This is a genomic window from Nocardia brasiliensis NBRC 14402, assembly GCF_000308475.2.
Taxonomy (GTDB): Bacteria; Actinomycetota; Actinomycetes; order Mycobacteriales; family Mycobacteriaceae; genus Nocardia; species Nocardia brasiliensis.
This window is the reverse complement of sequence record NZ_BAFT02000021.1, coordinates 1-10,983: the sequence shown is the minus strand read 5'-3', so window position 1 is coordinate 10,983 and position 10,983 is coordinate 1. Positions and strand designations below refer to the sequence as shown.

The following is a 10,983-nucleotide window of genomic DNA, read 5'->3' as shown; positions in this document are numbered from 1 at the left end:
CCGTGACGCAGCAGTGGAAGTTCACCGCGCTCGAATTCCTGGTGCTGTGCGACCAGTATCGCGGCGGGTCGATGCCGCGGCCGCTGCTTTTCCAGAGCGACGAAACCATGATGACCGACGAGTTGGAGCGCCGTAAACGCGTGGTGTGGCAAGAGCTGCAGCGCCGGTTGGACGGCTCGTTCAACGGCGTGGTCCAGGTGCTGAGCGCGCCCGAACTGTATGTGCTGGCGCGTAGTTGGGACGAGCACGACGCCAACGACACGAGCAAGCGGCTGCGCGTGCACGCCGGGCGGGCAGGTCTGCACGGGTTCGTGTTCGAGCAGGCTCTGGGTGATCTCACCTACGATTCGCCGATGGTCGTGGTCACCGAATGTGATCCGCAAAGCTTGGGCGTCGCGGTGGTGCGTTCGCTGCCGAACGTGGAAGCCGGTCGCCTGCCGGACATTCCGATCATCACCGACCCGCAGGAGCACATCGCACCGAGCTGGGGGCGCAGCTTCGTGCAGGACGATATCGAGGATCGGCCGGTGTACCGCACCCAGCAATTCTTCGAACAGCGGGCCGACCTGACCGGTGTGATCACAGTGGCGCAGGGCCGTTCGAAGTACGGTCCGCGCGGAATTCAAGAGACGACGTTGATGTGGCGCGACGTGGCCGGCGATGGGCGGTACGTGATGTCGCTGGACGAGAACCCGGTCGCGCACGCCATCAGCCGACGGCTACTGGCGTGGCGGATCCAGCAGGATATCGACAACCTGATGGAACGCGTCGAATCACATTGGGAAACAGGACGTCCCGAGGACCGGTACTGAGTTCGGAGCAGTAGGGCAGGAGAGCATCATGACCGAGAATCGCAGAATCCGCGTGGACACCGCGCTGTTACGGCAGGCCGCAACCAAAATGGACGGGGTCGGCGGCAAGACCGGCGACATCATCGCCACCCTGCGGAACAACCTGAACGCCCAAGGCGAACCGTGGGGCGACGACGACTACGGCGACAAATTCGTCAAGGGCGACAAGGGTTACGGCACATCCTCGAAGAACCTGCTGACCGGCGGCGACAACATGGCCGACTCCGCGAAGAAGTTCAGCAAGGGCATGCGCGACGCCGCGACCAAGATGGACGACATGGACGGCGGGAAGTGATCGCGCCTCGGCTCGCGCACGAGCGCTGACGGGTCGCGCTGTCCGGATGCCGAGATCCACGGTGTGATCAGGCATCCGGACGGCGCGTCCGGGGGAGTCTCAGCCTGCGGCCGGTGTCTCCCTGATCTGCACGATCGGAAGGACAAGTGCGGCAGGGGCGTTCGCGGGCACGATGGGCTTGGCGGGAGCGACCGGCGGGATCTGCTGGTAGCCGGCGCCGAGTGGCGGCCTGGTGTCGAGCTCGCCCTTGTTCGGCCAGTAGGCGGCGGCGCGTTCGGCCTGGGCGGTGATGGTGAGCGACGGGTTGACGCCGAGGTTCGCCGATACCGCCGCACCGTCGACGACGCTCAGGGTCGGGTAGCCGTAGACGCGGTGGTAGCCGTCGATCACGCCGTGCTCGGCGTCGGCGCCGATCACCGCGCCGCCCAGGAAGTGTGCGGTGAGCGGGATATTGAAGATCTCGCCCCAGCTGCCGCCCGCGATGCCGCCGATCTTCTCGGCCACTCGCCGGGTCACGTTGTTGCCCATCGGAATCCAGGTCGGATTCGGTTCGCCATGACCCTGCTTGCTGGTCATCTTGCGGCCGAACAACCCGCGCTTGGTGTAGGTCGTGATCGAATTGTCCAAGTGCTGCATGACGAGCGAGATGATCGTCCGCTCACTCCAGTTCTTGGTGCTCAGGAAGCTCAGCAGGTTCATCGGATGCCGCAGCACCAGGCCGAGGAAGCGCAGCCAGCGCGGAATTCGGCCGCCGCCGTCGACCATCAGCGTCTGCAACAGGCCCATGGCGTTGGAGCCCTTGCCGTAGCGGACCGGCTCGATATGGGTGTCCGGCGTGGGATGGATGGACGACGTGATCGCCACACCCTTGGTGAAATCGACACCGGGCGTGACCTTTTTGGTCGCGGCGCCGACGATCGATTCGGAGTTGGTGCGGGTGAGCTGGCCGAGGCGCGGCGACAGCTCGGTGAGCGCGCCCTTGTCCTGCATCTCGAACAGCAGCTTCTGCGTGCCCCGCGTGCCCGCCGCGAGTACCACGTTGGCGGCGGTGTAGGTCTTGGGCTGCTTGCGCAGCCAGGCGCCGGTGCGGGCGGTGGAGACATCCCAGGTGCCGTCCGGATGCGGCCGCAGATCGGTCACCGTGGTCATCGGAATGACCTGTGCGCCCGCCTTTTCCGCGAGGTAGAGGTAGTTCTTCACGAGGGTGTTCTTCGCGCCGTACTTGCAGCCCACCATGCAGTCGCCGCACTCGATGCAGCCGGTGCGCTCCGGGCCGACGCCGCCGAAATACGGGTCGGCGACGGTCTTTCCGGGCTCACCGAAGAACACGCCGACCGGCGTCTGCACGAAGGTGTCGCCGACCCCGAGGTCCTCGGCGACCTGTTTGAACACTTCGTCGGCCGGTGTCATGTGCGGGTTGCGCACCACGCCGAGCATCTTCTGTGCCTGCTCGTAGTACGGCGCGAGCTCGGCCTGCCAGTCGGTGATGTCGCGCCACTGCGCGTCCTGGAAGAACGGCGCGGGTGGCACGTAGAGCGTGTTGGCATAGTTCAGCGAGCCGCCGCCGACGCCCGCGCCGCCGAGGATCAGGACATCGCGCAGCAGGTGGATGCGCTGGATGCCGTAGCAGCCGAGCTTGGGCGCCCAGAGGAACTTCTTCAGTTCCCAGCTGGTCTTGGGCAGTTCGTCGTCGGCGAACCGCTGGCCCGCCTCCAGTACGCCGACCTTGTAGCCCTTCTCGACCAGCCGCAGTGCGGTGACGCTGCCACCGAAACCGGAGCCGACGATGAGGACGTCGAAATCCGTCGTCCGCTGGTCCATGGTGAACTCCTCGATAGTGTCGCCAGTGACTCGGCTAACACTACTACCGAGTAGCTTGTGCGCCGAACCAGGGCGGCTCGGGCCGATTCGTCCCCGCGCCCGGTACTTCACAGAGCGGCGCTCGCTGTTGTTGACAGTGCTCTCTGAATATTGCACGGTGGGGTATGCCGACGACTCCGCGTGCGCGCGCCAGAGCGCAGACCATGAACGACATAGTCCGTATCGGCCGCGAGCATCTCGCTTCGGAAGGGGCCGCGGCCTTGTCGCTGCGGGCCGTCGCGCGTGACCTGGGTGTGGTGTCCTCGGCGGTCTACCGCTACGTACGCAGCCGCGACGAGCTGCTCACGCTGCTGGTGATCGACGGCTACAACGCGCTCGGCGACGCCGTGGACGCCGATCTGGCGACGGCGCCCGACGACCCGATCGCACAGATCCGCATCCTGTGCCGCTCGGTGCGTCGCTGGGCGCAGGCCGAACCCGCTCGCTACGGGCTGCTCTTCGGCACGCCCGTGCCCGGCTACGACGCACCCGCCGAGCAGACGATGACGCCCGGCACCCGGGTGATCACCACCTTGCAGGGTCTGTTCGCCCGCGCCTACCTGGCCGGTCAGCTGACCACCCCGCGGCCCGAGCCCGCCGTATCGGCCACCCTCGCAGCCGATTTCGACCGGATCCGCGGTGAATTCGAACTGCCCCTGCCGGATTGGCTGTTCGCCCGTGGCATCACGTTCTGGGCGAGCCTCTTCGGTGCCGTGAGCGCCGATGTCTTCGACATGTACGGCACGGATACCTTCACCGACCGCACCGACCTGTTCGACCAGCAGGTGGACGCGTTGCTCGACATGCTCGGCCACCGGCGCTGAGCGAGGTCAGTCTTCGCTGCTCCAACGATCGCCGAGGAAGCGCAGCAGAGCAGGATCGGTGGAGGTGATGCGGTCGACTTCTTGGCCACCGGTGCACTCGAAGAGGCCGACGGTCACCCGTGTGGTGGTGCGCGCGAGCACCCGCCAGATCGCGCCGGAATCTGCCCAGCGGCGCAGAGTCGCAGTGGGATCCGGGGTTTCGGTCATCGGGGGAGGGTGACCGGGTCGGTGCAGCTGGCCAGGGCGTCGACGAACGAGCAGGGTCTGGGTGCTCGGGTGGGCCGGTAGTCCGGTGGCACTCCGCCGTCCCCGGTGATGGCGGTATAGGCGGCGACCGCGTCGGTCGGCTTGCGCGTGAGCGTGGGATCGGTGCGGACATCGACCGTATAGAGGCCGAATCGCGGTGTGTAGGAGCCCCATTCGTAGTTATCGGTGAGGCTCCAGTAGTTGTAGCCGATGAGATTCATGCCGTCGGCTTTCGCGCGTTGCAGCCAGTAGACGGTGTCGCGGAGATTGTCGGCCCGGGTGTACCCGTCGGCGCGCGGGGCGCCGTTCTCGGTCGGCATGCCGTTCTCGACGATGTAGAGCGGCTTTCCCGGGAATTGCCGAGCGTAGTGCTGCAAGGCGTAGTAGATGCCCTCCGGCTGCAGCGGCTGCGTCCAGAGTCGCTCGAAGTCGGGCGGACCCGCCAGCAGCGTTTCCGGGGACAGGCCGTAGTAGTAATCGATGCCGATGTAATCCAGGCGTGCGCCGATGCGATCGATGAGCGGCTTGTTGATCAGGTCCTCGCCGGTGGGGATGTACGCGACGTTGCTGGTGACCAGCGCGCCCGGCTGCACCTGATGGATGTAGTCGTAGATACCGTTGTGTGCCTGCGCGATTCGATCGTGCATCGCGGGCACGTCGAGCGGCGACAGGCCGCCTTTGCGCAGCTCGTTGACAATGTAGAAGGTCGGCTCGTTGAAGGTGACCCACAGCGGGTCGCGCGCCGCGTAGCGATCGACCAGGGCGCGCGCATTGGTCAGCCAGTCCTCGACGATGCCCGCATTGCGCCAGCCGCCGCGATCGACCGCCCACCCCGGATACACCCAGTGATCGATCGTCAGCATCGGCCGCATACCGGCCTGGACGATGGCGGCCACGACCTCGTCGTAGAAACGCAGACCCGCGGGATCCCAAGTGCCGGGCCGCGGTTGGACGCGCGCCCACTCGAGGCCGATCCGATACACCTTGACGCCGAGCTGGGCCGCCAACGCGATATCCGACCGATACCGCGTGTAGAAGTCGATCGAATCACCGTACGGGTCAGCGGTTTTGCCCTCCGCGACGTAGCGGGACCAATTGCTGTCGGGAGCATGACCTTCCGCCTGATAGCCGGATGCGGCGACGCCCCACAGGAACTCGGCGCTCAGCGGATCGATCCGTGCCGGTGGTTCCGGCCGGGCGCCTGCGGTGGCCGTGCCCACGACGAGCACGGCGACGGCGGCAATGATCAGGCCGGCCGAGAAGCGACGACGCTGTGCTCGCATCAGAACTCCTGTTCAACGCGATGGGGGCGCTGGGAACCTTGGGGGACAGCGTAACTGGTCGAATGTCCGTTTCGGGGTGATCGCCGTCGTAAGCCGTGGTGGGGGAGTGCGGGCAGCAGTCGGGCCGGTCGGCGGGCCAGGGGAGGAAGGTTGTTCCTTGGGCGGAAGACGCGTGTTGGGGCGGCGATCCTTCGAATGACGAGTGAGCGAGCACCTCTGGTTATAGACCTGAAAAAAACATCTACTTACGTAGATATGCGCATCTAAACATGTAAAGCCACTTATTCAACCGACGCCACACACCGCGTACCAGCGCACCGCACCTCCCACAGAACCTCACCAGCACAGAAGAGGGAGGTGCGGCCGCCTGCTAACTTGCCGTCGCGGCGAGCGCCGCCAACAGCTGTGCACCAGCCTCTCGTGCGGGCGCACGCATCACGAATCGGTCGAAACCCCAACGCTGCTGATGGCCACGTAGCTCGGTGACCAGCTCGTCCACCGTGCCGATCAGCACGTACGGGGCACTCAGCAGTTCGGCGGCCGTCGTGGTCGGTATCTCGGCGGCCAAGCGCGCGCAGGCGGCCTCGGCGTCGTCGGTGATCTCGACGTGTTGTACGAGGGCTTCGAGGGCGGGTGTGCGCCCGTTCGCGGCCGTGGTCTCGTGCACCTTCGCGACCTGGGCGTCGATCTCGGCTCGGCTCCAGCGGGTTTCGTGCCGGTGCCCGTCGGGCAGGGTGCGGCCGAGCCCGGAGAAGCCGACGATATCGGCGATGTCGGCGGCGTAGCGCAGGACGCGGTCCCCGTTGCCGCCCACGAGGACCGGGATCGGCGTCTGGATAGGGCGCGGTCGGTCGAGCACCGCGTCCTGGAGCCGCACGTGGTCACCGGCGAAGGTGACCGTTTCACCGGCGAGTAGCCGCCGGGTCGTGTCGCCGACCTCGATCATCCGCGCGACTCGCGCTGCCGCGGAAGGGTGTTCGCGGCCTTGCATCGTCCATTCCGCCGGGGTGTGCCCGGCGCCGATCCCGAAGACCGCGCGCCCACCGGAGACGAGGTCGAGCGTGGCGAGCTCGCCGGCCAGCAGGAACGGTTCCCACATGCCCGCGTTGACGACGTTGGTACCGAGCTTGATCGTCGCGGTGGCGGTCGCTGCGGCGGCGAGTGCGACGAACGGTGCGGCGAACGCGCCAGGATGATCGGGGACCATCAACGCGTCGAAACCGTCGGCTTCGCAGCCGCGGGCGAAGTCCGGCAGCGAGCCGATGCTGATCACGTCGGCGGCCATGGAAAACTTGATCGGTGTGGGCATGCTCGACCTCCCTTTTCGAAGGGTGCCCACGCTAGTTCGCCGCGCGTCCGAGCCGAACGTCGGTCTGCTGACAGCAGATTCGGGTCGTCAGCGCCGGACCTTGTCGGACTCTACGACGGGGAGCCGGACCGTGACCGGGTCGGTCACCGGTGTGGTCTCGACCAGGTCGGTCATGCCGCGGGTGGTGGGATGTTCGTCGTCGAGGACGGGTTCGCCGAGGCCGACGCGTTGCTGGAGGCGTTTCATCCAGGCCGGTGCCCACCAGCAGTCGTCGCCGAGCAGTTTCATGACCGCGGGCACCAGGAGCATGCGCAGGATGGTGGCGTCGATGAAGAGCGCGGCGATCATGCCGTAGGCGATGTACTGCATCATCACCAGGTCGGAGAAGGCGAAGGCGCCCGTGACGACGAGCAGGATGAGCGCGGCGGCGGTGATGATGCCGCCGGTGTGCGCGGTGCCGATCCGGATGGCCTCGGTGGTCGTGGCGCCCTTCGCGCGCGCTTCGACCATGCGGGACAACAGGAATACCTCGTAGTCGGTGGAGAGCCCGTAGATGATCGCGATGATCAGGATGAGCACGTTGGCTTGGATCGGCTGCGGGGTGAAATTGAGCAGGCTCGCGCCGTGGCCGTCGATGAAGATGAGGGTGAGGATGCCGAGGGTGGAGCCGAGGCCGAGCACGCTCATGAGTGCGGCTTTGATCGGCAGCACCAGGGAGCCGAAGGTCAGGAACATGAGCAGGGTGGTGAGCAGCAGCACCACGACGACCATGAACGGGATGCGGCCGAGCATGCCGTCGATGGTGTCCTTCTTGATCGCGGGCTGGCCGCCGACGAGCACGGTGATGTCGTCGGGTACATCCATCGCGCGCAGGTAGTCGATGGTGGCGTTGGCCGCGTCGGTGTCGGTGGAGTCGGCCAGGGTGGCTTCGCTGCGGTAGACGCCGGGTTGGCTGGTTGAGGCTTTCGGTGTGGCGAATTGGCCTGGCACGCCTGGTCTTTGCTCGGCGAGGCCGGGTGCCTGGTTCGCCTGTTTGAGCACCGCGCCGATGGCGTTGCGGTGTGCTTGACGGTTCTCGTCGGTCTCCTCGGTGACGAAGACGAGTTGTACGGGGTCGGATTTGCGCAGCGGGAAGGTGGTGTCGAAGTCGTGCTGGGCTATGCGGGTGGTGTGGTCGGGCGGTAGGTAGGTTTCGCTGAAGGTGCCGAAGGCGATGTTCTTGACCGGGATGATCAGGATGAGCAGGCCGATGCTGATCGGGATGGCGATCTTGGTCGGGTGCTGCATGACCCAGCGGGTGGTGCGGCCCCAGAGTCCGTTCTCGACTTCGTCGGCGGTTTTGCTGCGGCTGAAGCGTTTGACGCCGAGCAGGTCGACGCGCGGGCCGAGGATGCTCAGGATCGCGGGCAGGATGGTGATCGCGGAGAGCGCGGCGAGGGACACCGTCGCGATGGAGCCGTAGGCGAGCGAGCGCAGGAAGCCTTGGGGGAAGAAGAGCATGCCGCCGAGGCTGGTGACGATCATGGTGGCGGAGAAGACGACGGTGCGGCCCGCGGTCATGACGGTGCGGCGGACGGCGGTGGGGGTGTCGTAGCCTTCGGCGATCTCTTCGCGGAAGCGGCTGACGATGAACAGGCCGTAGTCGATGGCCAGGCCGAGGCCGATCATCGTGACGACGCTGGAGACGAACGAGTTGACCTGGGTGAATTCGGTGATGAAGCGGACGATGCCGTTGGCGCTGATGATGGTGAGGCCGCCCAGCACCAGCGGCAGCGCGGCGGCGACGAGGCCGCCGAAGACGAAGAAGAGCAGGATCGCGACGGCGGGCAGGGCGAGCAGTTCCATGCGGTGCAGGTCATCGGCGAGGGTGTCGGTGAGTGCGCCCGCGACCGGTTGCAGCCCGGCGACCTGGACGTCGACGCCGGGGATGTAGAAGGCGTCTTTGACGGCGCGGAAGTTGTTGACGATGTCGGTGTCGTTGTCGCCTTTGATGGCGATGGAGGCGAAGGCGCGGTGCTTTTCGGGCTTGCCGAAGAAGCTCGGCTGGGCGGGGGCGTTCTCGGTTTGCCAGTAGGCGCCGTTGACCCGGTCGATCTGCGGGTGTTCGCGGGGGAGCCGGTTGAGGTTGTCGATGATCTGGGTGCTGAAGTCCGGATCGTCGAGTGATACGCCGGGTGGCGCGGTGTAGAGCACGATGACGTCGGCGGTGTGGTCGCGGCCGAATGCCGCGTCGGCGGTGCGGGCGGCGTGCGCGGATTCCGAGGTCGGGTCGTCGAAGCCGCTGGCGCCGAGATGATTGCCGAGGTCGTAGCCGTATCCACCGAGGGCGAGCATGCCCGCGCCGACGACGGCGATGACGATGAACCGGAATCGATGGACGAGGTCCCCCCAGCGTGCGAACATCAGCAGCCCCTCCGGCGGTGCCGGCCGGACGGGTGGGTGGTGTGCGGCCTCGAGGCACCGATCGTCAAGTGTCTGGGTCCTTTCCGGTGGGTCGCGCCCGATGTGCGCGCTCTCCAAAGTACCGGCGGTGTGGGACTGCTCGCCGGAAAGTGGTTGCCAGGTAATAGCTCTGCGGTTTCTCCTGCGTTTTCGTCTCCGGGTTGCGCTTCGTGTACCTAGTGGTGCTAGATTGATTAGCAACGCTAGATCTACAGACGGAGTCCAGTCATGTTCAGCACAGTCGCTCAGGTCGTCGCCATCGTCGCGGTGCTCGCGAACGGGGTCGTCTACGGCACCGACGCGTGCTACGCCCTCATCACGCGCGCGGTGTACGCGCGGATGGACGACAGCACGCTGACGTCGTCGGCGGGTTGGGGGCACTACTACGGTGACCGGCGGATGCCGGTGTTCGGTGCGGGCGGTGTGATCGCCGCGGTGCTCACGGTCGTGCTGGCGGCCATCGGCGGTCAGTTCGCCGCGGCGGTCGCCGCGGGAATCGCGGTGGCCGCCTTGGTGATCTGGTTGCTCATCTACGTGCGCATCGCCAAGCCGGTCAACACGGTGCAGACCGCGGCCGCGCAGGCGGGCATCACTCCGCCGAATGCGCGTGCGCTGCAGGACAAGTGGGACAGCGTCATCCCCGCTCGGGTCGCGCTGCAAACGATCGCTCTGGCCGGTCTGACCGCCGCGATCGCCCTGATCTGACCATGACGGCTCAGGGCTGCAGTTCGATGACGATCGGGTTGCCGGTGTCGAACCAGTATCGGTGCAGCTCTTGGATTTTGGCGCGGGAGGGCAGGCCGCGCCGGTGCACGGCGCATTCGCCGTAATCGGTGGGGGTGACCGGTTCGCACAGGATGGTGCGGGCGATGACTCGCTCGGTGGGGTCGGTGATGTCGCGGGCGGTGCCGTCGAAGACGCCGTCGGGCAGGCGAAGTCGGCATCGCGGGTCGGCGCGCAGATTGAGCAGCCAGCCGCTGGCGGCCGCAGGGCGGTCGACGGCCAGATGCGGCGGCACCAGTTGCACCAGATAGGCCCGATTGTCGTGGCGGAACACGCGCACGCATTTGGCCCGCCGCTTGCCGCTCTTGCGGCCGGTGGTGGTCAGGACGCCGTAGCCGCGCGGCGGACGCAGCCGGAACCACGGCATCATCATGGCGCTGAGGATGCGGCCGGAGCGCTGGGTGCGGATGAGCACGGTGTGCTTGCCGGCTTCGGCCGTTGCGGCGCGCCGGATGTCGCGGCGGCGCGCGCTGTCCGCCGCGGTGGGACCGGTGGCGGAGTCGTCCATGGCTTCCATCGTCCGCTCCGGGCCGGGGATTCGGGCCGGATTCGGTGATCGGCGTGTGGTGTTGGCGGTCAACGACTTTGCGGCCGGGCGGGCCTGGGCGCATGTGAGATCGCCCTCGTCCCGGCCTGCCGGGGCGGGTGCCGGACGAAGACGTGTGAGGATTCGAGGATGGTGTCGAATCCGTTGCCGTCGTTCGCTCGACAGCTGGCCCGCCAACGCTGGGTGATGCGGGGCGCGCCGGTCGTGCTGCCGGTGGAGCGGACGATTCGGCGCTGGACCGGCGGACGCAAGGGCGTGCTGGACCTGGCCGGGTTGCCCTCGATCGAGATCACTGTCGCGGGTCGCAAGACCGGTACCCCGCGCACGACGTCGCTGCTGTATGTGCCGCGGGGCGAGGACTTCCTGGTCATCGGTTCGAATTGGGGCAGTGCGAAACATCCTGCCTGGTCGGCGAATCTGCGGGCCGCGACGACGGCCACGGTCCGGCACGGCGGTGCGCAGTTCGAGGTGACGGTCACCGAGCTCACCGGCGTCGAGCGCAAACCCGCGTGGGATCTGGCGGTGGAGTTCTGGCCCGGATAT

11 protein-coding genes are annotated in these 10,983 nt (G+C 66.9%); 5 read left to right on the top strand and 6 right to left on the bottom strand.

Annotation, left to right across the window (positions count from 1 at the left end):
- Positions 1–2 precede the first annotated feature (2 nt).
- Positions 3–812, top strand: a complete 810-nt coding sequence (locus tag TY25_RS04910) for an ESX secretion-associated protein EspG (protein WP_042254405.1) — start codon at positions 3–5, stop codon at positions 810–812.
- A 28-nt stretch (positions 813–840) separates the two neighbouring features.
- Positions 841–1,146 (top strand): WXG100 family type VII secretion target, encoded by a 306-nt coding sequence (locus TY25_RS04905; RefSeq protein ID WP_042254404.1) that lies wholly within the window; start codon positions 841–843, stop codon positions 1,144–1,146.
- A 99-nt stretch (positions 1,147–1,245) separates the two neighbouring features.
- Here TY25_RS04905 and TY25_RS04900 read toward each other — a convergent pair whose 3' ends face one another.
- Entirely contained in the window at positions 1,246–2,967 is a 1,722-nt protein-coding gene (locus tag TY25_RS04900) for an FAD-dependent oxidoreductase (RefSeq protein WP_042254403.1), read from the bottom strand.
- A 164-nt stretch (positions 2,968–3,131) separates the two neighbouring features.
- Between TY25_RS04900 and TY25_RS04895 the strand changes: the two genes are divergently transcribed.
- On the top strand, positions 3,132–3,830 hold the full coding sequence (locus TY25_RS04895) for a TetR/AcrR family transcriptional regulator (RefSeq protein WP_042254401.1): 699 nt from the start codon (positions 3,132–3,134) through the stop codon (positions 3,828–3,830).
- Positions 3,831–3,836: 6 nt separating this feature from the next.
- On the opposite strand, the gene TY25_RS04890 is transcribed toward TY25_RS04895, so the two are convergent.
- The 4 genes from TY25_RS04890 to TY25_RS04875 all read right to left on the bottom strand — a co-directional run bounded on the left by TY25_RS04890 (position 3,837) and on the right by TY25_RS04875 (position 9,071).
- Positions 3,837–4,037, bottom strand: a complete 201-nt coding sequence (locus TY25_RS04890; protein ID WP_042254400.1) for a hypothetical protein — start codon at positions 4,035–4,037, stop codon at positions 3,837–3,839.
- Positions 4,034–5,359 carry a family 1 glycosylhydrolase gene (locus TY25_RS04885; protein WP_042254399.1) on the bottom strand — a complete coding sequence of 442 codons (1,326 nt, stop codon included), beginning with the start codon at positions 5,357–5,359 and terminating at the stop codon, positions 4,034–4,036. The genes TY25_RS04890 and TY25_RS04885 overlap by 4 nt, the downstream gene beginning before the upstream one ends.
- A 370-nt stretch (positions 5,360–5,729) precedes the next feature.
- Positions 5,730–6,668 (bottom strand): TIGR03621 family F420-dependent LLM class oxidoreductase, encoded by a 939-nt coding sequence (locus tag TY25_RS04880; RefSeq protein WP_081868671.1) that lies wholly within the window; start codon positions 6,666–6,668, stop codon positions 5,730–5,732.
- Between the two features lie 87 nt (positions 6,669–6,755).
- Positions 6,756–9,071, bottom strand: a complete 2,316-nt coding sequence (locus TY25_RS04875) for an MMPL family transporter (protein ID WP_042254398.1) — start codon at positions 9,069–9,071, stop codon at positions 6,756–6,758.
- Between the two features lie 267 nt (positions 9,072–9,338).
- Here TY25_RS04875 and TY25_RS04870 point away from each other — a divergent pair, with 267 nt between their 5' ends.
- The gene (locus TY25_RS04870) at positions 9,339–9,815 is read left to right on the top strand and encodes a hypothetical protein (protein WP_042254397.1); all 477 of its coding nucleotides are present in this window, start codon (positions 9,339–9,341) and stop codon (positions 9,813–9,815) included.
- A 10-nt stretch (positions 9,816–9,825) separates the two neighbouring features.
- Here TY25_RS04870 and TY25_RS41445 read toward each other — a convergent pair whose 3' ends face one another.
- A complete protein-coding gene (locus tag TY25_RS41445; RefSeq protein WP_081868672.1) occupies positions 9,826–10,401 on the bottom strand; it encodes a nitroreductase/quinone reductase family protein in 576 nt (191 codons plus the stop codon).
- A 168-nt stretch (positions 10,402–10,569) separates the two neighbouring features.
- Between TY25_RS41445 and TY25_RS04860 the strand changes: the two genes are divergently transcribed.
- Positions 10,570–10,983 (top strand): nitroreductase family deazaflavin-dependent oxidoreductase (locus TY25_RS04860; protein ID WP_042254414.1); only part of this gene is annotated, 414 nt, incomplete at its 3' end.